This window comes from Sedimentitalea todarodis (assembly GCF_032595355.1).
GTDB lineage: Bacteria > Pseudomonadota > Alphaproteobacteria > Rhodobacterales > Rhodobacteraceae > Sedimentitalea > Sedimentitalea todarodis.
In genome coordinates, this window is sequence record NZ_JASMWN010000022.1 from 63,911 (window position 1) to 89,272 (window position 25,362).

The following is a 25,362-nucleotide window of genomic DNA, read 5'->3' on the forward strand; positions in this document are numbered from 1 at the left end:
CGCTCTAGGAACGGCGGCGTGCAGCCGGCAACGCCATGCGCATTCGGACAGAGGGGAAGCCGATGCCGGGCCGTAGGGTGATTTCCATCGGGCCTTCGCTGACAAACCCGAGGGCGGCATAAAACGGCTCTGCGGTCAGAGTTGACCAGCATTCCATCTCGGTGATGGCCTGCGCTTGTGCCGCATTCAGGGTATGGCGGATCAAGGCCCGAGCAATGCCTCGACGCTGAAACCTGTCGTCGCTGACAACATGCCGGATGTGGCCCAGATGCCGTGACCCCCTGTCGCGGGTCCAGCCACCCGCACCGACAATCCCGTGCCCCTCGACCTCGGCGACGTAGTATGTGCCTGACTGTAAAAGAACCGGCTGTGCCCGGCTGATCAGCGGCAGTGCAGTCACCAGCACAGATGGCGGGTAGTGCGCCTTCAACAGCTTGGGATAGGCGCGGGACAGCAATGCGTCGACCACCGCCAGATCAGCGATTGTCGACGTGCGCAGGCTGATTTCCGTGCTGGGCATGGGCACTCGCCCCCAGGTTTCCATTGGCTGCACCGCACAAACGAAAAAGGGCCACGCCCCGGCGCAGCCCGTCTCGATTTCGCGAATGCGAAAGGCTTACTTGATCTTGCCTTCCTTGTACTCGACATGCTTGCGGGCAACCGGGTCGTATTTGCGAACGACCATTTTCTCGGTCATGGTGCGGGCGTTCTTCTTGGTGACATAGAAATGGCCCGTGCCTGCGGTCGAGTTCAGGCGGATTTTGATTGTGGTCGGCTTCGCCATGGTATCTCTCCTGCAACGAAAGGCCACCCCTATGCGGGCCTCTCGGAAAATCTCTCTGAGCGTGCGCTTTTACCCGCGATGCCGCCCGAGTCAACAGGTGTTTTGCCAAAACACGCCGATGCCGAGGCGAAATCTTTACACAGGCCGTGCCAGCCGCTATGCAACCGTTGTTTCTGACAACCATGTATTTCAACGAGTGGAGCTTTTTATGCGTATTCCCCCCTTTGCCATTGTCGTGATCCTCTGCGGTACCTTTATCGCCGCCACGCAGTTATCGGCCCAACTGTCCTCCACTGAAGAGCAGGTCCCCCCCACGACCGAGTTCAGCCAGCACTAGAGGGTCATGCGCGGAGGGCCTGTAAGCCGGATTCTGTCTCCGACAGGTTGCCCCGCCGGTAGATGACCATTCCTCTAGGGCCCACATTGCTGCGGGCCTCAAGCTGCCAACCCGACCCCTCTTGGCCAACGCGTGCCTAGCGGCGGTATCCCGTTGCCGGGACCTGCCCGCGCGGGGGTCCTATTTGGCATTGCTCCCGGTGGGGCTTGCCATGCCGCCCCTGTTGCCAGCGGCGCGGTGGGCTCTTACCCCACCGTTTCATCCTTACCCCGGATAGACCGGGGCGGTTTGTTTTCTGTGGCGCTATCCGTCGGGTTGCCCCGCCCGGGCGTTACCCGGCACCGTTGCCTCGTGGAGTCCGGACTTTCCTCTCGCGCCCGCAGGCGCCAGCGGCCATCCGGCCCTCCGCGCCCCTGCGCTCTAGGCGTTGTGCCCTGCCTGGTCAACGCCAAAGCGACGCGCGAGGTCGGCCATGACACCGCGATCCGCATCTTCGATGGGACCCTCGGCACCCGGACGAAACCGCGCCCGGACTGCGACCAAGATCTCGGCGACTTCGACCTCTGGATAACCAAAGCGAACCGCGTCTCTGACAAAGTCACCGGGCATTGCACCTGAATCGGGCCAGACCGCCAAATCCTGTCGCGCCAGGCGGCGCCAGTCAAACCTTGGACCCGGGTCATATTTGCGCGCGGGGGCCATGTCGGAATGCCCGATGACCCCGGAAGGCGCAATCGGCCAACGCGCCATCAGGTCGCGCAGCAAGGTTTCAAGCCTTGTCATCTGCGGCTCGGAAAACGGATGGTCGCCGGAGTTGTCCAGCTCGATGCCGATGGAGCGGGAGTTCACGTCTCCCCTGCCCTGCCAGCTTCCGGCCCCGGCATGCCAGGCCCGCATCTCTTCTGCGACCAGCTGCCAGAGCACACCGTCGCTACCGATCAGGTAATGCGAAGAGACCTCTGCCACCGGATCACGCAGACGCTCCAGCGCAGCCGCAGCACCGATCATGCCAGTATAGTGGATCACGATGAGCTCCGGCCCAAGCCCCTCGCGGCGAGGCCCGAAGTTCGGCGACGGCAACCACTGCGCTGCCGATTGGTCGCTCACCCGTTCTGGGCCTTGCGAAACGGCGCCGGGTCCCAACCACAGGCATACCCATCCCCATCCGGGTCCAACCCGGCGCGATCGCGATCTGGACCGCCCTTTGAAAGAAACTCGATCTGCGCAAGATCGGCGGACGGAAAATTGGCGCAGTTCCTGTCCGCGCGTCCCTGCAGGTTGATGCCGCTCCGGCTGTAGACACGTGTTCCCTTGGGGTGACTGCTGCTCAGGGCATAGGCCACGATGTTGGGCTGCGATCCACCACTGCGCGACGGCAATTCTGTTGGCTCAATCACCTGATATTGTGCATTGTTTTGCGCAATCAGCGCCGCGTCGCTCTGGATCGAACGGTTTTCAGAGACTGCAGAGAAATCGTTCTCGACTGACAGGCCAGTGCTCGCGACCACCGGTGCCGGGGCCGCTGGCGCAACGGCGGATGTTCTGCCGGCGGTCGAACTCGACGCCAGTACCGCTGCGGTCTCTGCGGCGATCCCCTCGGCTGTCCCTGCCGTGGCACCGGCTCCGGGTGCCGGCGGCACAGCCGTGCCTGACGGTGTGAGCGTTTGGCTCGCCACCGCCTGGGGGGGTGACAGCCGTTCTGCACTCGCAACACCGCTGGCCAGTTCGGCCTCGCGCGCGTTGTACGTTGCACCACTGTCGGGAACCTGCGGAGCACAGGCCGAGATCAGTCCAAGAGAGAGTCCCAGAAAGAGAGGGATACGGGCCACCGAATGCATTGCTGCTGTCCTGCCGTTGCTGTTTTTCTGGCGCCGGTCTCTACCACCATTTCGCGGGCTTGGCCACAAACCCGGCGGCCGATTCCAGCGCATAGGCCGTATTCAGCAGATCGCCTTCTTCCCAAGGGCGCCCGATCAATTGCAGGCCCAGCGGCAAGCCCTTCTTGTCGAGCCCGGCAGGCACCGAAATTCCGGGCAGACCCGCCAGGTTCACGGTGACCGTGAAAACATCGTTCAGGTACATCTGCACCGGATCGGCCTCGGTCATTTCGCCCAGGCCAAAGGCTGCGGAGGGTGTTGCAGGGGTCAGGATCGCGTCGATGCCCTGGGCAAAGACGTCTTCGAAATCCTTCTTGATCAGCGTGCGCACCCGACGCGCCCGGTTGTAATAGGCGTCATAGAACCCCGCGCTCAGTACATAGGTCCCGATCATCACACGGCGCTGCACCTCGTGCCCGAACCCCTCGGCGCGGGTCTTTTCGTACATCTCGGTGATACCATCGCCCCGCGCCAGTTTGGCCCGATGGCCATAGCGCACACCGTCATAGCGCGCGAGATTGCTGGACGCCTCGGCGGGCGCGATCACGTAATAGGCCGGCAGTGCGTATTTGGTGTGCGGCAGGTTGATATCGACAATCTCGGCCCCGGCACCCTTCAGCATGTCGGCTCCGTCAGCCCAGAGTTTCTCGATCTCGGCGGGCATCCCGTCCATGCGGTATTCCTTGGGAATCCCGATCTTCTTGCCCTTGATGTCACCGGTCAGCATCGACTCGAAATCCGGCACCGCCAGATCGGCGCTGGTGCTGTCCTTCGGGTCATGCCCGGCCATTGCCCCAAGCATGATCGCGGCATCTCGCACCGATTTTGTCATCGGGCCGGCCTGATCCAGCGAACTCGCAAAGGCCACGATGCCCCAGCGAGAGCAACGCCCATAGGTCGGTTTGATCCCCACGGTGCCGGTGAACGCGGCGGGCTGGCGGATCGAGCCCCCGGTATCGGTGCCGGTCGCCGCAAGACAGAGATCGGCCGCAACCGCAGCGGCAGAGCCACCCGAGGAACCGCCGGGGGTCAGCGCCGCGTCGTCATTGCCACGCCGCCAGGGGCTGACCGCATTGCCATAGGTGCTGGTTTCGTTGGAGCTGCCCATGGCGAATTCGTCCATGTTCAATTTGCCCAGCATCACCGCGCCTGCATCGATCAGTTTCTGGCTTACCGTGGATTCATATTCCGGCAGGAACCCTTCCAGAATCCGACTACCCGCCTGTGATGGCACACCCTGCGTACAGAACAGATCCTTGATTCCGATCGGCAAACCACACATCGCCGGAGCATCCCCCGCCTTGATCCGTCGATCCGCTGCCGCCGCGCGGTCCCGCGCAAGGTCCGGGGTCTTGTGCACGAACGCGTTCAGCGCACCTGCCGTCTCGATGGCATCCAGGCAGGCGTCGGTCAGTTCAACGGATGTCGTCTCGCCCGCGCGCAGTGCATCACGCGCCTCGGCAAGGCCAAGCTTGTTCAGATCGCTCATTATTCAACCACCTTCGGCACGGCAAAAAAGCCCTCGCGCGCATCGGGCGCATTTGACAGGACCTTGTCCTGCTGATCACCGTCGGTCACGACATCCGCACGCCGTTTGAGCCGCTGCGGTGTCACCGAGGTCATCGGCTCGATGCAGTCCACATCGACTTCGTTCAACTGCTCGATAAAGCCCAGAATGGTGTTGAATTCAGCGGCCAACGCGGGCAACGCCTCGTCCTCGACCTTGATCCGGGCCAGCTTGGCCACCCGGGCGGCGGTGTTCTGATCAATCGACATGGGACCCCTCGTACTCTGTCAGGTGGCGTTTACCCCCGCGACGCACCGCTCGCAAGAGGCGCAGGGCGGATGGCGCATCATCCGGCATTTGGCCAAGCGCGGCCCAGCCGTGGCTTTGCTGCGCTACAGGCCTGCCAATCCGTGGTCTTGTCGTTCGGCGGTGTCGGTCCACTTCTACAACTGGGCGGCCACGCTGAATTCATGAGTCAAGAGATGAACACCCCTGGCGCTTGCGCGACGATGCCGTCCGACATGCACAAACACGTTGGCTTGCCCTGAGACACGATGGATACGAGCTGGGCTGTTCTTATTTATGCAACGCAGCAGCAATCCAACCCAGGCGGGCCTGCGGAACCAGTCCGAGATTGTAGAAATTCAGCCCATCGACATGCGGCAGCGCCTGAGCGACGCGATTTTCGAGATCGGTTTGATCTCGCACCGTTGGGTTGAACAATTGAAACCCGGCAATCAAGGTCTTGTCGGAGCCCAACAGAGCGCGGGTCTGCGCCAATAGCGGAGAAATCCTCGCCGGTTCAGTTTCATAAGCGCAATGCAGGACCCCATCCAGATGAGGGAGGAGATTGGGCAGGTCGATCCCTCCTGTCCACGTGCCCTCGGCATCGATCAGGAGGACTTTGGTATCGGGATGGGTCGCCTCGCGAATCTCTGCGATCAGCGACGTGACCGGTTCACTGCGCCACGCCAGATAGGCCGAAAGGGCGGAATGGGCCTCAAAACTCTCAGGTCCGTTGCTGGGAAAATCGGGAAACTGCGATCGCGGCAATTCTCTGGAAAAGGCATTGTCCAGAAGTCTTGCGACCTGTGACTGCGCGATATCAGCGGGGAGGCCTGCAGCACGCGCGGTGGACCGACAATAATCACAAAAGCAGACACCCAGCAGGAAAGACTCGTCCGGCTGCAAGGGCAGACCGTCCTTTTCATGATGAAAACCGTGCGGGAATCCCATGAAATCAGGGCTTTCCAATTCAATTCTGTCGGGTCGATAGGCATGGCTGATTTCCGAAACCAGACCGGTAACATACGCGCGCGCGGCGGGGCTGGAAGGGCAGAGCGCATAGGACATCGGATCGCCGTGCGCAGTGCGCATCACATGACCGGGGTGCATCAGGCCAAGCCGGGTGTTGTGCAGGCAAACCGTCCAGCAGGACACTGCGGCGCCGCCCGCATCGCGCCGTCGTACCAAGGCGTCCAGCATATCGCCCTCTGTATCGACGATTGCGGCTTGTTTTGGTGTAATCTCATGGTCCGACCACTTGGCCGGATCAGAGCGAAAATAGACCGTGCCATCCTCGGGAAAATAGACCCTGCGGCGCGGGTTACCCGGCTGCAGGAACCGTCCGGCGTGATAGGATGTCGCCAGGCTGATCGTATTCAGTCCGGCCTGAGAAGTCCTTTCAAGGGCAGCGTCCAGCCCAATATCGTGCAGATCCCACGGATACGTCCAGATTGAATTTGCGGGGGCCATCATGACGCGGCCTGGCGCCAGTTGCCGCCGATGACCAGCCCGTGTGCGACCAGGCGCTCGGGATGAGAGACGATGTTGCCAAGCACGTCTTCAAGGTCAATTGGCGCGGGATCGAGCGAGAGAATACTGGCATCCCCTGCTGCACCGGGCGTGAGCGTGCCAAGGTCAGGGCGTCGAATGGCATCCGCCGCGTTCAGGGTGGTTTTGGCAATCACGTCGGCCAGCGACATGCCAAGGGCGAGAAACTTGGTCATCGTGCGCAACAGATCCCATGCGGGGCCTTCGATGCACATGGCATGCACATCGGACGAGATGGTATCGGGCGCGAAACCTGCCGCCATCATCGCCTTGGCCGTTTTCCACGAAAAAGAGCCCATACCGTGGCCGACATCGAATAGCACACCGCGTTCCCGTGCCCGAAGGACGGATTGGCGGATCGTGCCATCCGCCAGCACCGGGGCGTTTGGAAAGGGGCGAAAACAGTGGGTCAGCACATCGCCGGGGCGCAACATGTCCACCACATCGGCGTATGTCGGCGGGGGTTCGTCGATGTGGCACATCAACGGCAGACCTGCCTGATCCGCCGTATCCATTGCAACCCGCAGCGGCGCATCACCCGAGTCACCGCTGGCGTGGCGTCCCACACGCACCTTTATTCCGATGATGCTGTCGCGATGGGCCTCGGCCATGGCCACGGCCTCGCGCGCCGCCATCAGCCGCATGTCGTGGCTTTCACCGACCATGACCGTCGGCGAAAACGCATAGATACCGGCAAAGGACACGTGCAGATAGGCCAGGATACGCGATTGGGCCGGGTCGATCATATGCGCCTTGAAACCCGGAAAATTGCCAGGGCCAGCGCTGCCAGCATCGACTGTTGTGGTCACGGCACTCTGATAGGCATAGGCATCCGGATCGACGCCCAGCGACGTCCCGCCCCAATAGACATGGGTATGCAGGTCGATCAACCCGGGCGTCACGATTTGGCCCGAGACATCTTGCCGGCTGCGCGCCGTCAACCCATCGCCTACTTCAGAGACCTTGCCATCACAAAAGGCCACATCAGTCACCCGGTCGATGCCTTGCGCCGGGTCGATCACCCGCCCACCGGTCAGAACCAGATCATTTCCCATCAGTGGCTCCAAAATTTGTGCCGGGGGGATGGCGCTCGTTCCAGGGCATCACCTGCTCCAGTACGCTGGCAAGGGCAAGCAGGCCCGCATCGTCGCCGGGTCGTCCGATCAGTTGGATCCCAAGAGGAAGCCCATCCGAAAACTCGCACAGCGGCAAACTCATGGCGGGTTGGCCAGACACGTTGAATGGAAATCCGAAAACACTGTCCGCCCACAGCGCGTTGTAGGCGTCCAGATCAGTCATGGTCATGTCGTAATAGCCCACCGGTCGCGGGCGTTGTGTCAGCGTCGGCGTAATGTAGACGTCGAATGGCCACAGATCCTGAACGATGGCGCGGGCCGTTTGGCGAACTGCTTCCACCCGACCCGCATGAGCCGTCGCAGGGGTCGCACGACCGCGTTCGATAATTGCCCAGGTGATCGGCTCGACATCGTCGGGCGACACTTTTCTGTTTTCCAGAGTTTCCATGAAATCGAACATGCCGGCGGTTTCGACACAGGTCATGTCGGTGTAGGTTTGCCACAGGCTGTTGGCGTCCAGCGTCATGTCTTTTTCCTCGACCTCATGGCCGAGCGCCGCAAGCTGTTTCGCAACCGAGAGCACCGCGGCCTTCACCTCGGGATCGACAGGTGTGCCGTTGGGTGCAGTGACGGTAAAGCCGATGCGTAAACCGCTGGGTGAGCGTAATGCAAGATCGCCAAAAGCCGCGGATGGGGCGGCGACAGGATAAGGATCGCCCGGCAATGCGCCAGCCACCGCATCAAGATAGGCGGCGGTATCGCGCACGGTACGCGTGTTGCACAGGAAATAGGCCCCGCCAGCCCAGTAGTCCGCGAAAGGCGCCAGACTGACCCGACCGCGCGATGGCTTTAGTCCGACAACGCCGCAGCAGGATGCCGGAACACGGATTGACCCCGCCCCGTCGCTGGCTTCGGCGATCGGCACCATTCCCGTTGCCACTGCGACCGCGCTGCCGCCACTTGATCCGCCCGGTGTGGCCTTGGGATTCCATGGGTTCAGCGTTGGCCCGTACAACACCGGTTCTGTGGCAATGCACCATCCGTTCTCGGGGGCGTTGGTCTTGCCAAGCAGTGTCAGACCCGCGGCCTTGATCCGCTGGGTGAGGTGACTGTCTTGTGCCGCGACGTTGTTTTTCAGAAACCGCGAGGAATTTGTCGCCTGCACCCCGGCCCAATTGCTGGCCAGTTCCTTTAACAGAAACGGAACGCCTGCCAGAGGGGCAGCAGGATCGGTCTTTGCCGCCGTTTCCCGACCCAGATCATACAGCTTGCAAATGACGGAATTCAGGTCGGGGTTCAGCGCCTCGATGGTGTCAATCGCCGCCTCGGCCACTTCGAGAGCGGTGATGTCCCCTTTGCGGACATGATCGGCCAAAGCCACGGCATCCGATTGCCGGTAGAGGGTTCTAACGTCAGACATGGAGACCTCCTGAAGTGTCAGTCGAGCCGGATCGCCCGTTCTTCGCGTATGCTTTGCTCAGCGGCCAGAACGATACGCAGCGAGTTTACCGCCGCCTCCATCGACTCTGTCAGATCGAGATCCTCGGTGATGGCCTCAAGAAAGAACGCCTGTTCACGGTCGCACAATTCCTGGTGGCCGGGTTCGTCGTCCATCGACAGGATCTCGTCCTTTCGGGTGAAATTCTTGTCGTCGTCCACATCCGCATAATGCACGCGGATCGCATCGGTCTTGGTGTGTTTGTCGATATCGGCACTGTCCGAAAGCTTGTCGGCATCCGTGCGCGCTTCGTCATTGGGCACCAGGCTGACCGAGCCATTGGGCCCCACCACGTCTTTCACAAAGAAGGCGGTTTCCGACATCATCGGTCCCCACCCCGCTTCGTACCAGCCGACGGAGCCATCATCGAAAGTCACATGCAGATGGCCATAGTTCTGCTTTTCAGCATCCCCCCAGAGGGCCGCGCCAATGCCATGGACCCGCACGGGTTTTGCGCCGGTCAACTGGCACATCACGTCAACATAATGCACACCGCAATCGACAATCGGGATCAGGCTGTCGATCAGGTTCTTGTGCCACATCCAGGCATCGCCCGAGGACTGTTGATTGAGATTGAGGCGCATCGCCAAAGGCTTGCCCATCGTCTGACCAATCTCGATGAACTTTACCCAGGAGGGGTGCACCCGCAGGATATAGCCCAAAACCAGTTTCCTGTTCAGCCGTTGCGCGGTCGCGACCACGCGTTCGGCGTCTTGGTTGTTGGTCGCGATGGGTTTTTCCATGAAGACATGCGCGCCCGCTTCCATGGCCTGAATGGCATACTCGGCGTGGGTGTTGGGCCACGTGTTGACCGAAACCGCGTCTGGCTTCAATTCCGCCAGCGCCGCCGCATAATCTTCAAACAGCGGGTATCCCTGCAATTCATCGGGGATGGTCTTGGATTTTAGCGTGCGTGAACACAGGCCCACGATCTCGAAGCCGGGATTGCGGTGATAGGCCGAGGCATGGGATGCGCCCATGTTCCCAAGTCCCACCACCAGAATGCGGACAGGTTGCGTCATCGGAAATACTCCACCCTCGTTGAAAATGGACAGGCGGAGGTGTTGCCACCCCCCCCTGCGGATCAGATGGCCTGATCGAACATTGTGGCCCGGATGGACTCGATATCGATGGCTGACATTTCGGGGGACAGCGTTGCCGCGGCAGCATCGGCTTTGACCTTTTCGACATCAAAGTCATTGGCGCCGGGGATCAGGGCGTTGGTGCACACCTTGCTGGCCTCAATCGGCTCCGCATCGCCGGAAATCTGCGCGATCAGGTCAAAGAACAGCTGCCATGACGCCATGTCGTGCCAGCCCCAGCCCTCGCGCTTCTCAAAATCTCCGCGGAACACATTCATCTGTTGCAGGATTGACGTCGTGCCCAGTTCCGGGGACAGGTTCGACCCAAGTGTCGGAAACTGCTCGAACACGGCTGCGACAGCCGCGCGTGGGTTATGCTCGGCAAACTCGAGCCCCATCGACCAGCCACGCAGGAATTTCACCAGAAATGCCTTTTTGTCCTCGTCTTCGAGATCGGCGGCGCGCACCGCAAATGTGTTGGCAGGGAGCGGCGAGTGTTGCACGCCAAGCCAGTATTCAAACTCCAGCCCGCTTGAGATCCATTCGGCACGCAGCCCTTCCCAAGCCAATGCAGCATCGCCCTGACCGGCAGCCAATGCGGTGCCCCAGGTTGGCCACCCTGCTTCGACATAGGTGATCGTCGAAACATCAACCCCCTGAGCCGCCAACAACGGATCGACGATCGGTTGCCATGCTGCCGAACCGAGCAGAATGGTCTTGCCTTCGATATCCTTGATGTTGGTGGGGCCTTCGCCCTTGCGAAAGGCAAGGCTGAACGTATCGCGTGCGCCCATGTGATAGACGGATTCAAGCTTCATGCCGTTTTCAAGCGCAAAGGCAAAGACGCCCGGCGATGGAAATCCCATGTCAGCCTGTCCGACATCAACGAATTTCGCGGTCGCGGTGCCATCCGACGGCCCCGGCTGCATGTCAACGTCCAAGCCTTCGAAATACCCCATCTTCTTGCCGATCCAGAAAGGATAGTCGTCCAATACCTCCAGCGTGCCGCGCGGGCTGATCCAGGTGAATGCACCGTCATACCCTTCTGCCCGTGCGGGTCGTGGCAGCCCCATCGCACCGACGCTCACGACACCTGCTGCCGACACCTGAAGCAAGCGCCGACGCGTCAGGCTGTTGTTTGAAATAGTCATTTTTTGTCTCCCTGTTTTTTGGTTTCGCATTTTTCGTTCGGATGAATTCAGGCTTCCCAGCTGGCCCATTTCTTGCCGACCAGGAAAAAGAACACATAAATCAGGATGCCCAGCATCGACAGGATCACGATCACCGCAAAGAACTCCGGCATGTTGATCATCGAGGAATAGGTGGTCAAACGGTTGCCAAGGCCAAAGCCTCCGCCAACCATTTCAGCGCCAACAGCGGTGAGCAGCCCGAAGATCGCCCCGATCATCAATCCCACCAGGATCATCGGCAGGGCCATCGGCGCGCGGATTTTCCAGAAGATTTGCAATGTCGTGGCGCCATAGGACCGGGCCAGCGCAATCTTGTCGTTGTCGACACGCCGAAAACCGGTCGCCGCGTTGATCATCACCATCGGCCCGGACGCCAGCGCCACGGCAATGATCCGCGGCTCGAACCCAAACCCAAAGCGCAGGATCAGCAATGGCACGAGGGCCAACATCGGGGTGGTCACAAGGATAAGGATGTAGGGCGCAATGATCTTCTCGGCGAAGGGAAATTGGGTGATGACGGCCGCCAGGATCAGGCCGATGCTACCGCCGATGGCAAAGCCGCAGGACAGTTCAATCAAAGTGTATCCCAGATGGGGCGCAATCAGCGGAAATTCCTTGATCAGTGCGGTCCAGACAGCCGAGGGCGTTGGCAGGACATATTGCGGCACCTCGAACCAGCGCAGGCTGACTTCCAGACCGCCAATGACCAAGACCGCCGTCAGGATGATCGCGGTGATTTCAGCCGAGGTCCGCGCGCCGGTGCCACTGGCAAAGGCCGATGCGTTAGACAGTCCGACCTGATTTAAGCCCGTCTGCCCGGTCTTTGATGTTCCATTGCTCATCCTTCACTCCGCTGCTTTGGCAAGGGATTGCTGGCCGTAGATATCGGCCTTGATCCGGTTGGTCAGGTCAAAGACGGCGCGGCTGCTCATTGTCTCAAGCGTCCGGGGACGCGGCAGGTCGACCGAATAGTCGGACAGAACCTGACCCGGTCTCTGGGTCAGGACAACGACGCGATCGGACAGGAATATCGCCTCTTCGATCGAATGCGTGATAAAGACGATGGTGGTTTTCGTCTCGAGCCAGATTTCTTCGACCAGCTTGTTCATTTCCTCACGGGTGAAGGCATCCAGCGCACCGAAGGGTTCGTCCATCAAGAGGACCTGCGGGCGCAACGAGAGCGCCCGGACGATTGAGGCGCGCTGCTGCATGCCGCCCGACAATTCGCGAGGGAAACGCGTTTCGAACCCTTTCAGGCCAACGCGGTCCAGCAGGTGATCAATCCACTCCGTGTCCGGCTTGGCGTGTTTGATTTCGAAAGGGAACAGGATGTTGTCCATCAAATTGCGCCAGGGCAAAAGATTGGCATCCTGAAAAACAAGCCCGATGTCCGGGTGCGGACCACTGATCGCGGTGCCGTCCAGCAAGACCTGTCCCTGGGTTAGGTCATGCAGCCCCGACATCGACCACAACAGGGTGGTCTTGCCGCATCCCGAAGGCCCGACGATCGAAACAATGGTATTTGCCGGTACATCAAAGCTGCAATTCAGCAGGGCCTCAAAGCTACCATACCGCTTGCCTGCGTTCGAGATCGCCAGTTTGACCGTCACCTGTGAAGCTCCGTACTGGGCTGGTTGCCGATCAACCAATGCCGGGCAGCAGCAATCGGGCTCTACCCGCATTGCTGCAAACAGGTTGAAACAAACTTTCTTACCTGTCAATGTTTTTGAACGATCACGAGGTAGTCCCATAAAATAGCTGGAAAGATGAAGTTTCTGCTTGTAACTTTCTTACAAGATCGAGATTCGCTGCGAAGTCGGATCGGGCAAACGGCACCGGAAAGAGGGTGCCTCATGGAGAAATCTGACCGCCGATGACCAAGCTGCGAGACCCCTCGTCCGAAGACGAAAAGCCGAACATGGGGCGCGATATCATTGCCCAGATCAAAGACAGGTATGCCGGCCTGAGTCAGGCCGAGCGGCAGGTCGCTGACGCGGTGCTGTCGGATGTCAACGCAGCTGTTGCAGCGTCAAATGCGAAAATCGCACAAAAGGCCGGCGTTAGCGAACCCACCGTCACCCGGTTCTGTCGGTCAGTGGGCTGCGTCGGCGTGCGCGACTTCAAGCTGCGTCTGGCGCGCAGTCTGGTTGTGGGAGAACTGTTTCTGACCGTGGGCGAGACCCCGGTGATCGCCGACAGTGACTCTGTGCCGCCATTCTGGGGATCCGTTTTCAACGAAGCCCGCAAGGCGCTGCGCGAGGTCGAAGTGCAATTGAACCCCGCCCGGTTGAACACCGCCGGGGCGGCGATCGCCAGGGCCCGGCGCGTTATCGTTTTGGGGCTTGGTGGCAGTTCGTCAACCCTGGCAGAGGAAGTTCAGGTCCGGCTGTTTCGCTATGGCGTGTCCGTGATTGCGTGCAAGGACCCCTATCTGGCGCGAATGTCGATTTCGACCTTGCGATCCGATGATGTCTTTGTCGCCATATCTGCAACCGGTCGGGCGCGTGAAATTCTGGATTGCATCGATCTCGCACGCCACTATGGCGTCACCAGCATTGCCATCACCGCGCCTGACAGCGACCTCGCCAACGCTGCGGAGATTGCGCTGACCACGCGGATATCTGAATACCCGGATGCCCTCACCCCGTCGGCCTCGCGCTTTGCCTTTTTGACGATCATCGACCTGCTGGCGGCAGCCACGGGGTATGCCATGGGGCCGGAAGCGCGTGAAAACTTGCGGCGGATCAAATTCAACCTTGTCAGCGAGCGCCCCGGCGCCGGGCTTGAGCCGTTGGGGGAATGACATGACCAGAAGAGGCTTTGCATGACCGACACACCGCAGCTTGGCGATTGGATCGCGGCATTCGATCGGGCACTGTCATACCGGGATGTGTCTGGCGTTGCCGACTTGTTCCACGACGAGTGCTATTGGCGCGATCTGCTTGCCTTTACGTGGAACATAAAAACGATGGAGGGTCGCCCCGAGATCGTCGAGATGTTGAGCGAGACGCTATCGCATGTGGCCCCCCGTGCGTGGCGCGTTTCCGGTCAGGCCGAGATCGCGGGCAACACGGTTTCGTCGTGGATCACCTTTGAAACGGCGGCGGGTGTCTGCAAGGGGCGGCTCACCCTTGTCGACGGCAAATGCCATATCCTGATGACCGCGCTGGACGATCTGCACGGACATGAAGAGCCGCGCGGGCGAACGCGCAACAAGGGGTTGACCCATCGGGCCGATCCACACCGGCGCACGTGGTCCGAATTGCGACACGAGGAAACCCGCCGCATGGGACACGAGGATCAGCCCTATGTGCTGATCGTTGGTGGCGGACAGGGCGGGATTGCGCTCGGGGCGCGTCTGCGACAGCTGGGTGTGCCCGCATTGATCGTCGAGAAAAACGCCCGCGCAGGAGACAGCTGGCGCAACCGGTATCGCAGCCTCGTCCTGCATGATCCCGTCTGGTATGATCACTTGCCCTATCTGGAGTTTCCCGAAAATTGGCCCGTCTTCACGCCAAAGGACAAGCTGGGCGATTGGCTGGAGGCCTACGCGAACATCTTTGAGCTGGAAATCTGGCAGTCGACAAGCTGTGACAAGGCCAGTTTTGACGCGGAGAACGGACTCTGGACCGTCGAGGTGACGCGCGACGGAAAACCGGTGACGCTCCGCCCCGCGCAGTTGGTTTTTGCCACCGGGGCCTATGGCCCGCCACGCGAAATCGACATTCCCGGCGGCGAGGAGTTTGCCGGGACGTTGATCCATTCCAGCGCCTACCAATCCGGAGAGGCCTTTGCCGGAAAAACCTGTGCGGTGATCGGTGCTGCCAGTTCCGCGCATGACGTTTGCGTCGACCTGTGGGAGGCAGGCGCGGATGTGACCATGTTGCAGCGCAGCCCCAGCATTGTCGTGCGATCGGAAACCCTGATGGACCTGGGTTTCGAAATCTATTCCGAGGACGCCGTTGCACGAGGTATCACTGTCGATGTCGCGGATATGCTGGCAGCTTCGGTTCCATTTGCCCTGTTTCCCGATCAGCAGCGGGCTCTTTATCAGGACATACGCAAGCGCGACGCGGCGTTTTATGACCGTCTGGCCGCTGCGGGGTTTGACTTTGATTTCGGCGAGGATGACAGCGGGCTGATGATGAAAGCGCTGCGCACCGCATCCGGCTATTACATCGACGTGGGTGCGTCAGACCTGATCGCAAACGGAGAGATCAAGGTCATCTCGGGAGCGGACGTCGTGGCGCTGACGCCCGATGGGCTGCGTCTGGGCGATGGGCAGGAGGTGACGGCCGACGTGGTTGTTGCCTGCATTGGGTATCAGTCAATGAATGAGATCGTTGCCGGTATCGTGTCGCCCGAAGTCGCCTCCGCCATCGGCCCATGTTGGGGGCTTGGGTCCGGCGTAAGAGGAGACCCCGGCCCCTGGCAAGGCGAGTTGCGCAATATGTGGAAACCCACGGTCGCCGAAAATCTCTGGTTTCATGGCGGCAACCTGGCGCTGTCCCGCTTTTATTCCAGGTTCCTGGCCTTGCAACTCAAGGCACGGATGGAAGGCATCAAGACGCCGGTCTACCGGCGCCCCGATCCTGTTCAGAGTGGTTTATAGGCGATGGCTTCGATTTCCACCGCAATATCGATCATCAACCGCGATTCCGCGGTGGAGCGGGCCGGCGGGTTGGTCGGAAAATACGCGCCATATGCTTCGTTGAACGCGGCAAAATCGTCGCGGTCGCGCAGCCACACGGTCGTCTTGATCACATCCGACATGTCGCACCCTGCCATTTTCAGAACGGCCCCGATATTGTCGAGAACGGCACGGGTTTCCGCCGCGACACCGCCTTCGGCTTTCTTGCCGTCGACCATCGGGACTTGCCCGGAAACGAAGACGAAATCGCCCGCCCGAACGGCCGGAGACAATGGGACCTGTGCGGAACCGAAAAACTCTTTTGACATGAAATCCACTCCTTTGCTGGCTTCGCAAGGACCATCCCCAAACCCACCGGAAATTCAAGAAGGCATTTGCCATGATCCGATTTAACGAGGTTCGTGTTGTCATCACCGGGGCCGGAGGCGGTGTCGGAAGTGCCTTGACCAAAGGGTTTGCCGCCGCAGGTGCACAGGTCGTCGCCTGTGATGTCGTCGGGGCTGAACTTGCCGCGCCGCATATCGCCGAAAGCCATTTCTTTGATCTGCGCGACAAGGCCCAGATCGCTGGCCGCGCACAGGAGATACTGGCCAACGGAACGCCTCATGTGGTCGTGTCGAACGCCGGTTGGACCCGTCAGGAGACCCTGGCCATGACAACGGCGGCGGGAATCGACGACGAAATGGATTGTAATTTCAACGGCGTGGCATTGCTGACACATGCGTTGCTGCCGGCGATGCGCGATGCGGCTGGTAATCGTGCCTTTGTGTTCATCTCGTCCTGCAATGCATCAAGTCATTTTGGCAATCCCGTCTATTCGGCGGCCAAGGCCGCGACGATGGCCTGGATGCGCGCCCTTGCAGTCGAAGAGGCACCCAACGGTATTCGCTCCAACGCCGTTGCGCCCGCCTCCATCCGGACCGGAGCGTGGGAACACCGGCTTGCGGCGGACCCCACGATTTTGGACAAGCTGCAAAGCATCTATCCCATGGGCCGTATCGTGACCCCTGAGGAAGTGACAAATGCGGTTCTGTTTCTGGCCTCGGATCTGGCATCGGGCATCACCGGCACCACCCTCGCCGTCGATGCCGGGCTGTCAGCGGGCAACCTGCCGTTTCTAGATGCCATCAGATAAGGGTCCGACATGGATATCAATGACGTAGACACGCCTTCCGTTTTGATCGACCTCGACAAGGTCGATGCCAACCTGAAGGCCGCACAAGACTATGCCAATGCACACGGTCTGATCTTGCGACCACACGTCAAGACCCACAAACTGCCGCGCTTTGCCAGGTTGCAACAGGATCTGGGCGCCGTGGGGATCACCGCTCAGAAGCTGGGCGAAGCCGAAGCGATGGCGGATGGCGGGATGGATGATGTCTTCCTGCCCTACAACATCCTGGGTCGGACCAAACTGGATCGGCTTCATGCGCTGCACCAGCGCACTACACTCTGCGTGACAGCGGACAATGCGCCAACCATTGCTGGCTATGCAGCACGTTTCACAGATCCCTCGCATCCGTTGGCCGTCCTGGTCGAATGTGACACCGGCGCGGGGCGTTGCGGGGTGCAAACGGCCCACGAGGCTGTTGATCTGGCAACAGTCATTGACGCCGCCCCCGGCCTGACCTTTGCTGGCTTGATGAGCTATCCACCTCAGGGCAAGACACAGCATGTGCAGACTTGGCTAACAGACGCCATTGACGCACTGACGGCGGCGGGCCTTCCACCCGAACGGGTTTCCATTGGGGGAACCCCGGACCTGATGCGCGCCGCCGAAATCCCCGCGGCGAACGAGTACCGGCCGGGAACCTATATCTATGGGGATCGGATGCAGGTGGCCTGGGGGCATGGCGCATTGGATCGCTGCGCCCTGACCGTGCTTGCGACAGTTGTCAGCCGCCCAACGCCGGATCGTGCCATTCTGGACAGTGGTTCCAAGGCATTGGCCGCCGATCTTTGTGGTGCGGAGGGGCATGGGCACATCACGACCTATCCGGAGGCCGTAATCACAGCACTGTCCGAGGAGCACGGCATCGTTGATCTGTCAGCTTGCGCGCATCGCCCTGAAATCGGCGAGCGGTTACAGATCATTCCCAATCACTGCTGTGTCGTCACCAACCTCTTTGATCATGTATACCTGATGCGCAATTCTCGGATTGAAGAGACGGCCCCGATCACCTCGCGGGGCCGTCTCCGCTAAATGGATCTTGGCGATTGTTGCGTAGGTCCGGTCCGAGAAGCGATCAGGTGACTCAGGGATTAGACCCATTTTTCCGGGTCACATATTAACCGCACCGCGCTGACCCCAAAGGCTGAATTCATCGAAAGCCTGCACCAGTCGGTGGTCCTCCTCGGCGTCACTTGCACTCGTTCGCAAACCGGTCAGAATCGGTCCAATTCGTTCGTCATTTTGCTATTTTTTCAACTTAATCCAATTCGCTGAGGAGTTCCTCACGTTTCGCAGCTCGCATAGCTGACGCCAGAACATCCCATCAAACCACCTCCGGAAAGCAACCCGATTTCTGGCAACACTCGAATGGCGTTGATCTTGCATCGCAGAATATTTCCTTCTATCAAGGGTCGTCGGTTTTCTTTAGAAAATAATAGGGAATTCGCAGCGCGCCCCAAGCGCGTGAAACGTAACTGCCCCCGCAACTGTGAGCGGCGAGCCACGTTCTGAAGTAACCACTGGGCCATGACAACCCGGGAAGGTGGAACAAGGCGCTGAGCCGCGAGTCAGGAGACCTACCGACGCACACTGTAACCGGGCGGGGATGTCCGGGGTGGATCGTGGTTGTCATCGGGCGGGATTATCCGCTTTCCTTGTCTTTCGATCTTGCCCCATGCCTTAGCCCACCAATGGCACAGGAGCCATTTGATGACGAAACACTTGATTGCGCCCGGGGTGATGGCGCTGGTCCTGACGTCTACTGCTGTCACAGCGCAGCAGACCAGCTATCCGCTGACAATCGCCAATTGTGGCCACACCCTGACATTCGAGGGGCCCCCGGAAAATACGGTGGCCTTGGGTCAATCCACGACCGAACTGCTCTACCTGCTCGGGCTGGGCGACACGGTTTCTGGTACAGCGGTATGGTTCAACCCGGTCCTGCCCCAATTCGAGGAATTGAATGACGGCATCGAGCGGCTGGCCGACAACGATCCCAGCTTTGAGAGTGTGGTCAACAAGAAGCCCGACCTCGTGACAGTGATGTACGAATGGCATGTGGGCCCGGAAGGCATCGTTGGCACCCGCGAGATGTTTCATGACGTCGGCGTACCAACCTATGTCATGCCCACCGAATGCGAGAAAAAGGACAACCTCGTGGGGCTGGATGGGACACGGTCAGAGCTGTTTTCGACCGACCAGCTGTACAAATCGATCGCCCAGCTTTCCGAGATCTACGACGTGCAGGACAGAGGCGCCGCACTGATCGAAGATTTGAAAGCAAGCGAATCCAAGGCGATCGAAAAGGCAAGCGGACTGAGCCTGCCCGACGGCACATCTGGCCTGTTCTGGTTCTCTTCGGCCGAAATTGATACCAATCCATTCGTCGCCGGGCAAAAGGGTGTGCCGGCCTACATGATGGACAAGCTGGGCGTCGAAAACGTCGTGACTTCGGACGAGGAGTGGCCAAGCGTGGGCTGGGAAACGCTGGCCAAGGCGGACCCGACTTTTATCGTGATCGCCGAAATGGACCGCCGCCGGTTCCCGGCCGACGACATCGAGAAAAAGCGCGAATTCCTGATGAACGATCCGGTGGCACGCGAAATGGCTGCCGTGAAAAAAGGGCGTATCATCACCATCGATGCCCACGCCATGAGCCCGACCGTCCGCGCAATCTATGCGCTCGATCAGGTGGCGGATGCATTGGCAGGGTATGATTTGAAATGACCGTGATTGACCGGCAGGTGAGCCGGTCCGTATCAGGCAGAGCTTGGCACTGGGCGGTGATTGCACCGCCCGTGCTGCTGATTGCGTTGATGGCTGGCACAGCGCTTGGCGAAACCCCGATTCCCTGGGATGTGGTGGCGCAGGTGCTGGCCAACAAGATGTTCGGCGCGGATTATCCGGTCGACAGGATCGACGAAGGCATTGTCTGGAACTACCGTTTTGCGCGGGCGGTTGTAGCCGCCTGTTGCGGCGCGGGGCTGGCCCTGTCGGGCGTCGTCCTGCAGGCACTGTTGCGCAACGCGCTGGCTGACCCCTATCTCCTTGGCATTTCCGCAGGTGCGTCCAGCGGCGCCGTCGCCGTCACCGTCATGGGCATCGGCGCCGGTGCTGTTTCACTATCGGTCGGGGCCTTTGCCGGGGCGATATTTGCCTTTGGCTTCGTGGCCATGCTGGCCCATGCCGCAGGGGGCGGCGCGGGATTGCGGGCGGCAGGCGTGATCGTCTTGGCCGGCATTGCCGGATCGCAACTGTTCAGCGCGCTGACCGCTTTCATGATCGCCAAATCCGCCAGCGCCGAACAGGCGCGCGGCATCATGTTCTGGCTCATGGGCAATCTCAGTGGCGTCCGCTGGTCCGATACCATCAGCGTGATCCCCGCAACGCTGATCGGGCTTTTCGCCTGCCTCGCCAATGTACGCGCGCTTGATGCGTTTACCTTTGGAGCCGACAGCGCCGCGTCGTTGGGGATTGCAGTTAGACGCGTCCAGGTGGGGCTGATTGGCGTGGCCGCCTTGGTGACAGCGGTGATGGTGTCGGTTACCGGCTCCATCGGGTTTGTCGGGTTGGTCATCCCACACGCCATGCGCCGGATCGTGGGCACAAGGCACAGTGCGCTGATCCCGGCCTCGGCGCTTGCAGGGGCCGTGTTTCTGATCGCTGCAGATGTGATTTCCCGCATGATCATTCCCGGGCAGGTTCTGCCCATCGGGGTCGTCACCGCGCTGGTGGGCGCTCCGGTTTTCGCCCTGATCCTAATCGGACGGAGGACCGTGTGATGTCTTTGAGTTGCAATGCGCTTGGCTGGTCGGTCAAGGAAAAGACGATTGTATCCGATGCGACCCTCAAGGTTCGGACAGGCGAAATGCTGGGGCTGGTCGGCCCGAACGGATCCGGGAAATCCTCCTTGCTTCGCATGTTGGCCGGTATTCAAAAGCCGTCTTCGGGTCGCGTGTGCCTGGGCGAAACGCCCATGTCAAACATGCGCCAACGCGACATTGCCCGCAAGCTGGCCCTGGTCGAACAACATGCCAACACCGAGGATCGCATCACTGTACGTGAAGCGGTGGAGCTTGGCCGCACACCCTTCCTGACGGCACTCAGGACATGGCGGTCAGAAGATGATGCCATCGTCGCCAGCGCGTTGGCCGCTGTCGACCTGAAAGGCTTTGAAGACCGGTTATGGCACACGCTGTCGGGGGGCGAACGCCAGCGCGTCCAGATCGCCCGGGCGCTCGCGCAAGCGCCGGACATCCTGTTGCTGGACGAACCCACCAACCACTTGGATATCGGCCACCAACTTGCCATCCTTCACCTGGTCAGGGGCCTGCCGGTTACATCTGTGATCGCGCTGCATGACCTGAACCAAGCCCTGCTTTGCGACCGGATTTGCGTGATGGAGGCTGGACGCATCGTCGCGCTCGGCGCGCCATCCGAAATCCTGACCGAAGCGCGTCTGCGCGATACCTTTGGCGTCTGCGGACACTTCATGACCGACCCCTTCGATGGCACCGCTATCATCCGTTTTCATAGCGCGCGCACAGGATAAGAGCCGATGTGGCACGTTCCTGTGCGAACACAAACTGGAACACTCCGTGAGGGGCCGCAGAGGCAATTGTCGTGACAATGCCGTCGCGGAGAACTTCTTCCATCTCTTGAAACGACAGAAGGTCACGCGACAGAAACATCGGACGCGCGACGAAGAACGGCGCGATGTCTTTGAGAACATCGAGCTATTCTACAACCCCAACCGCAAGCACACGAACACCGGCATGCTGTCGCCCGTTGACCATGAGAACAGACAGCGCAAACTGAAAAAGGCAGGTGTCTAACAATCCAGGGGCACCTCGCCTCCAGGTTGCGAAGATGCAGCCGGTTCAGTCAGGAGTGGAGACACCCCGACGCTGGGAGGCGCGTGCGCGCCAGGTGCGCAGACCTGGAAGCACCACCAGGATCGCTGCAACGATAAGAAGAACCATGGTCATCGGCCGTTCCCACATGAAGCTGACGCCGTCATAAAGCTGCATCGAGCGGGCAAAGTTGTCTTCAAGCATACCGCCAAGAATGAAGCCGATAAGTAGCGGCGGTAATGGGAAGTCAGCAAATTTCAGGATCGTGGCCATAACTCCGAAGGCGACCAGAAGCAGCAGTTCAGTCGAATTGTTTTGTCCAATATAGGCGCCCATCAGCGTGAAGAAGAGGATGAACGGGATTAGGAAAGTGCGCGGCACCGCGAGAATCTTGGCGATGTAGGGGATGAGCGGCAGGTTCAGGATGAGCAGTACGAGGTTGCCGAGGTACATCGAGATGATAACCGACCAGAAGATCTCGGGCGAGTCGACCATCAGGCGCGGGCCGGGTGTAACGTTCAGTGCCAGTAGCGCGCCCAGAAGGATCGCCGTGGTGCCTGATCCCGGGATGCCCAGAGTCAGCAACGGCACGAACGAGCCGGTGGAGGCCGCGTTGTTGGCGCTTTCTGGTGCCGCAAGACCCTTGACGGATCCCTTGCCGAACATCTTCTGCTCTTCGGCCGAAGCGATGTTGCGCTCGACGGCATAGCCCAGGAAAGAAGCAATGGTCGCGCCCGCACCGGGCAGCACGCCGATGAAAAAGCCCTGAACCGACTGACGGCCGATGACGGGCGCGATCTGACGGCCCTCTTCGCGGGAAATACGCAGGTTCGTAATCTTGCCACTGTCGCCCGACCGTTTCGAGCGGGCCGGGTCAAGCACAAGATAGATCGCCTCGGGCAAAGCGAACATTGCCATCGCAAGCGTGATGAACCCGATGCCAGATTGCAATTCCATCATGCCGGCAGTGAAGCGTGGCGCATTGAAGAGTGCAGAGGTTCCTACAGTTGCCAGCATCAGGCCGACAATGGTCATCAGCATGGCCTTGGCGACGTTGCCGGTACCGGCGAAGGCAGCGATAGCCGAGAGACCGACAACCATCAGGGCAAAATACTCGGCCGAGTGGAACAGCAGTGCGACCGAGGCCAGCATGGGAGCGAACACCATCAGAAGAAGTGCGCCGATCGTCCCGCCCGCGAAACTGGCGATAGCCGCAATGGTCAGCGCCTTGCCAGCCTTGCCGTCGCGCGCCATCGGATAACCATCGAAACTGGACGCCACAGTCGAGGCGACGCCCGGCGCGTTGATAAGGATGGACGAGGTGGAGCCGCCAAAGATCGCCCCGTAGTAGACGCCTGCAAGCAGGATCAGCGCCGCAGAGGGATCGCCTATGGTAATGGCCACGGGGATCATGATGGCAATGATCGACATCGGGCCAAGGCCGGGCAGCATGCCGATAAACGTGCCGATGAGACAGCCGCCGATTACCATGAGGATATTCGTCAGCGAGAATGCCGTAGACAAGCCGATAAGAAGTCCTTCAATCATGGCCTATGCTCCGAACATTGCAGGGAGAGGACGCAGGAAGATACCGAGCACTTCCTGCACGAGATACCAGATGCCGACACTCGCGATCCCCGATGCAAGGATCATGGGGACCCAGCGGCGTTCGCCGAGGATCAGGCTTCCGATCATGAGAAACAGGAAAGTGGATGCCAGAAAGCCCAATGGCAACAGAAGCAAGGCATATGCCGTCATCAGAGCCAGTAGTCCGATGGCCTGTCCGTAGTTGTACTCCGACAACCGCGACAAATCGAGATCGGGATCATCCTTGGGTCGGTAGGGCGTGATCAGCACCAGGAACGAAAAGAACATACCGCCGATTGCCAGTATCTTTGGAAAGGACGATGGCCAGACGGGATTGCGCGCCATGAAGGGCGGAATTTCCGCGTCCATGATGAACCAGGCTGAATACCCGTATAAAAGGCAAACGATCAGAATGAAGAAGGCGATCGCGCGGTCAAGCGTCATGGCTTTGCACCTTTCCGAACAAGGGACCCAGTCGCCAGAAGAGCGACTGGGCAGGAGAGTTCATTGGATAAAACCCATGCCTTTCATCAGTTGTTCCATGTCAGCTTCCTGGTTGGCCAGATAAGATGAAAAATCATCGCCGGCATTGTAGATGTCGATCCAACCGTTGCGGTCGCGCACATTGGCCCAGGCTTCGGTGGACGTCATTTCCTTGAGCACATCCGCGTATTGCCCGCGTTTTTCCTCTGGCAGGTCTGGTGCGGCGAAGAAGCCGCGCCAGTTGACGAACTCCATGTCGACGCCAAGTTCCTTGAAGGTCGGCACGTCCGCGACGGCTTCGACACGCTCGGGCGCGGTCACGCCGAGGATGCGGACTTCGCCGGCATCGGCCAGCGCGATGGCTTCGGAAAGCCCGGTGGACAGCGCCGCAATCTCGCCTGACAGCAAGCCAGCCATGGCCTTTCCGCCCGCATCATAGGCCACATAGCGCATATCCAGCGGGTCGCTGCCCGCCGCCTGCACAATCGCCGCTGGTACAAGATGGTCCATGCTTCCCGGGGCGGATCCGCCACCGATTGCAACGTCGCGGGGGTTATCCTGATAGGCCGCATACAGTTGATCCCAGGTTTCGTATGGGCTGTCCTTGCCGACCACGATGGCGGCGTAGTCACCGATGACGCCGGCGACAGGCGTTACGTCGCGATACCCCATGTCAACGGTCTTGTTGAGCGCCCGCACGATGATCGGCGTGGAGTGCACCATCAGCGTGCCTTCGTTGCTTTTTGCATTCTCGACAATGTAGTTCAGGGCTTTGCCACCGCCGCCGCCGGACATGTTCTCGAAGGTCACCGTCTCAACCAATCCGGAATTCTTGAGCGCCTCACCGACGCCGCGCGCCGTGCCGTCCCAACCGCCTCCCGCGCCGCCAGGAATGAGGAAATGGATCTTGTCCATAGCCTTTTCCTTTTCCTGAGCAATGGCGAAACCGGCACCGAGTGTTACCGTCGCCACAAGTGCGAGCGTCGAAATCCGTATGAGCTTCATATTGTTGTCTCCCTGCATAAGTCTTCACCATACTATGCGCGACGGAGAGGCGAGCGCGCAACCGTAGTTCAGATTTGATTTGGTAGGACCAGACGGGATAGATATTTGCCAAAGCCCACCACAACAGGCGAGCAGGAGCTTAATACACTCTGCGCCGCCCTCGACATCGTGCCCCGACCCCGCCGAAATCACGCTCGACTAACTTGGCAGGTCGATCTTGGTTACAATCAGCGCAGCCGAGGTGAAACACAGATTGGTCACTGGAAGGGAGTGATTGGATCAAAACCGAAGGCTTGGTGCTTTGATGGTAAGCATCCGCCGTGTACCGCGGTCAGGCTGCCTTGACGTGTTGCGTTGCTCCGTCCCATTCCCAAGGCAGAAGCTCGTGCAGGCGTGAGACCGGCATGTCGGAGATGCGGGCGATGACG

The 25,362-nt window shown here is 60.1% G+C and carries 25 protein-coding genes, 1 other RNA gene, 1 pseudogene and 1 riboswitch; of the genes and pseudogenes, 9 read left to right on the plus strand and 18 right to left on the minus strand.

Going from position 1 to position 25,362, the window contains the following annotated elements; genetic code table 11:
• Positions 1-4: 4 nt before the first annotated feature.
• Positions 5-520, minus strand: a complete 516-nt coding sequence (locus QO231_RS21125) for a GNAT family N-acetyltransferase (protein ID WP_316781264.1) — start codon at positions 518-520, stop codon at positions 5-7.
• Positions 521-616: 96 nt separating this feature from the next.
• Positions 617-784: a 50S ribosomal protein L33 gene (gene rpmG / locus QO231_RS21130; RefSeq protein WP_039682682.1), complete on the minus strand. Its 168-nt coding sequence runs from the start codon at positions 782-784 to the stop codon at positions 617-619.
• A 208-nt stretch (positions 785-992) separates the two neighbouring features.
• Here rpmG and QO231_RS21135 point away from each other — a divergent pair, with 208 nt between their 5' ends.
• On the plus strand, positions 993-1,121 hold the full coding sequence (locus QO231_RS21135; RefSeq protein WP_316781279.1) for a hypothetical protein: 129 nt from the start codon (positions 993-995) through the stop codon (positions 1,119-1,121).
• 6 nt (positions 1,122-1,127) lie between these two features.
• On the opposite strand, the gene rnpB is transcribed toward QO231_RS21135, so the two are convergent.
• The 12 genes from rnpB to QO231_RS21195 all read right to left on the minus strand — a co-directional run bounded on the left by rnpB (position 1,128) and on the right by QO231_RS21195 (position 12,794).
• Positions 1,128-1,530, minus strand: an RNA gene (gene rnpB, locus QO231_RS21140) — RNase P RNA component class A.
• Between the two features lie 11 nt (positions 1,531-1,541).
• On the minus strand, positions 1,542-2,147 hold the full coding sequence (locus QO231_RS21145; protein ID WP_316781281.1) for an N-acetylmuramoyl-L-alanine amidase: 606 nt from the start codon (positions 2,145-2,147) through the stop codon (positions 1,542-1,544).
• 77 nt (positions 2,148-2,224) lie between these two features.
• Positions 2,225-2,959, minus strand: coding sequence for a hypothetical protein (locus QO231_RS21150; protein WP_316781283.1), 735 nt, complete (start codon positions 2,957-2,959; stop codon positions 2,225-2,227).
• A 40-nt stretch (positions 2,960-2,999) separates the two neighbouring features.
• Complete coding sequence (gene gatA, locus QO231_RS21155; RefSeq protein WP_316781285.1) at positions 3,000-4,487, minus strand: Asp-tRNA(Asn)/Glu-tRNA(Gln) amidotransferase subunit GatA; 1,488 nt, start codon at positions 4,485-4,487, stop codon at positions 3,000-3,002.
• Complete coding sequence (gatC, locus tag QO231_RS21160; protein WP_316781288.1) at positions 4,487-4,774, minus strand: Asp-tRNA(Asn)/Glu-tRNA(Gln) amidotransferase subunit GatC; 288 nt, start codon at positions 4,772-4,774, stop codon at positions 4,487-4,489. The genes gatA and gatC overlap by 1 nt, the downstream gene beginning before the upstream one ends.
• Positions 4,775-5,081: 307 nt before the next feature.
• Complete coding sequence (locus QO231_RS21165; protein WP_316781291.1) at positions 5,082-6,263, minus strand: hypothetical protein; 1,182 nt, start codon at positions 6,261-6,263, stop codon at positions 5,082-5,084.
• On the minus strand, positions 6,260-7,393 hold the full coding sequence (locus tag QO231_RS21170; protein ID WP_316781293.1) for an amidohydrolase/deacetylase family metallohydrolase: 1,134 nt from the start codon (positions 7,391-7,393) through the stop codon (positions 6,260-6,262). The genes QO231_RS21165 and QO231_RS21170 overlap by 4 nt, the downstream gene beginning before the upstream one ends.
• A complete protein-coding gene (locus QO231_RS21175) occupies positions 7,383-8,834 on the minus strand; it encodes an amidase (RefSeq protein WP_316781295.1) in 1,452 nt (483 codons plus the stop codon). Before QO231_RS21175 ends, QO231_RS21170 begins: the two co-directional genes overlap by 11 nt.
• Positions 8,835-8,851: 17 nt before the next feature.
• Complete coding sequence (locus QO231_RS21180; RefSeq protein WP_316781298.1) at positions 8,852-9,934, minus strand: Gfo/Idh/MocA family protein; 1,083 nt, start codon at positions 9,932-9,934, stop codon at positions 8,852-8,854.
• Between the two features lie 62 nt (positions 9,935-9,996).
• Entirely contained in the window at positions 9,997-11,145 is a 1,149-nt protein-coding gene (locus tag QO231_RS21185; protein ID WP_316781301.1) for an ABC transporter substrate-binding protein, read from the minus strand.
• Positions 11,146-11,192: 47 nt separating this feature from the next.
• A complete protein-coding gene (locus QO231_RS21190; RefSeq protein WP_316781304.1) occupies positions 11,193-12,026 on the minus strand; it encodes an ABC transporter permease in 834 nt (277 codons plus the stop codon).
• Positions 12,027-12,029: 3 nt separating this feature from the next.
• A complete protein-coding gene (locus QO231_RS21195; RefSeq protein ID WP_316781307.1) occupies positions 12,030-12,794 on the minus strand; it encodes an ABC transporter ATP-binding protein in 765 nt (254 codons plus the stop codon).
• A gap of 263 nt (positions 12,795-13,057) precedes the next feature.
• On the opposite strand from QO231_RS21195, the gene QO231_RS21200 reads away from it, so the two are divergent.
• Complete coding sequence (locus QO231_RS21200) at positions 13,058-13,987, plus strand: MurR/RpiR family transcriptional regulator (protein WP_316781310.1); 930 nt, start codon at positions 13,058-13,060, stop codon at positions 13,985-13,987.
• 21 nt (positions 13,988-14,008) lie between these two features.
• Complete coding sequence (locus QO231_RS21205) at positions 14,009-15,796, plus strand: NAD(P)/FAD-dependent oxidoreductase (protein ID WP_316781313.1); 1,788 nt, start codon at positions 14,009-14,011, stop codon at positions 15,794-15,796.
• On the opposite strand, the gene QO231_RS21210 is transcribed toward QO231_RS21205, so the two are convergent.
• Positions 15,781-16,143, minus strand: a complete 363-nt coding sequence (locus QO231_RS21210) for a RidA family protein (RefSeq protein WP_316781316.1) — start codon at positions 16,141-16,143, stop codon at positions 15,781-15,783. The two genes, QO231_RS21205 and QO231_RS21210, sit on opposite strands and share 16 nt — an antisense overlap.
• A 71-nt stretch (positions 16,144-16,214) precedes the next feature.
• On the opposite strand from QO231_RS21210, the gene QO231_RS21215 reads away from it, so the two are divergent.
• The 6 genes and pseudogenes from QO231_RS21215 to QO231_RS21240 form a co-directional block, all read left to right on the plus strand.
• Positions 16,215-16,970, plus strand: a complete 756-nt coding sequence (locus QO231_RS21215; protein ID WP_316781317.1) for an SDR family NAD(P)-dependent oxidoreductase — start codon at positions 16,215-16,217, stop codon at positions 16,968-16,970.
• Positions 16,971-16,979: 9 nt separating this feature from the next.
• Positions 16,980-18,038, plus strand: coding sequence for a D-TA family PLP-dependent enzyme (locus QO231_RS21220; RefSeq protein WP_316781320.1), 1,059 nt, complete (start codon positions 16,980-16,982; stop codon positions 18,036-18,038).
• A 367-nt stretch (positions 18,039-18,405) separates the two neighbouring features.
• Positions 18,406-18,605: riboswitch (cobalamin riboswitch) on the plus strand.
• Between the two features lie 111 nt (positions 18,606-18,716).
• The gene (locus tag QO231_RS21225) at positions 18,717-19,733 is read left to right on the plus strand and encodes an ABC transporter substrate-binding protein (RefSeq protein ID WP_316781323.1); all 1,017 of its coding nucleotides are present in this window, start codon (positions 18,717-18,719) and stop codon (positions 19,731-19,733) included.
• On the plus strand, positions 19,730-20,788 hold the full coding sequence (locus tag QO231_RS21230) for a FecCD family ABC transporter permease (RefSeq protein WP_316781325.1): 1,059 nt from the start codon (positions 19,730-19,732) through the stop codon (positions 20,786-20,788). Before QO231_RS21225 ends, QO231_RS21230 begins: the two co-directional genes overlap by 4 nt.
• Positions 20,788-21,558, plus strand: coding sequence for an ABC transporter ATP-binding protein (locus QO231_RS21235; RefSeq protein ID WP_316781328.1), 771 nt, complete (start codon positions 20,788-20,790; stop codon positions 21,556-21,558). The genes QO231_RS21230 and QO231_RS21235 overlap by 1 nt, the downstream gene beginning before the upstream one ends.
• A gap of 16 nt (positions 21,559-21,574) precedes the next feature.
• A pseudogene (locus QO231_RS21240) lies at positions 21,575-21,841 on the plus strand (IS3 family transposase); the annotation flags it as partial.
• Positions 21,842-21,886: 45 nt separating this feature from the next.
• On the opposite strand, the gene QO231_RS21245 reads toward QO231_RS21240, so the two are convergent.
• The 3 genes from QO231_RS21245 to QO231_RS21255 are packed head-to-tail and all read right to left on the minus strand — an operon-like array spanning position 21,887 to position 24,934.
• A complete protein-coding gene (locus tag QO231_RS21245; protein WP_316781331.1) occupies positions 21,887-23,407 on the minus strand; it encodes a tripartite tricarboxylate transporter permease in 1,521 nt (506 codons plus the stop codon).
• A 3-nt stretch (positions 23,408-23,410) separates the two neighbouring features.
• Positions 23,411-23,890, minus strand: coding sequence for a tripartite tricarboxylate transporter TctB family protein (locus QO231_RS21250; protein WP_316781334.1), 480 nt, complete (start codon positions 23,888-23,890; stop codon positions 23,411-23,413).
• A 60-nt stretch (positions 23,891-23,950) separates the two neighbouring features.
• Positions 23,951-24,934 carry a tripartite tricarboxylate transporter substrate binding protein gene (locus QO231_RS21255; protein WP_316781337.1) on the minus strand — a complete coding sequence of 328 codons (984 nt, stop codon included), beginning with the start codon at positions 24,932-24,934 and terminating at the stop codon, positions 23,951-23,953.
• Positions 24,935-25,362: the final 428 nt, after the last annotated feature.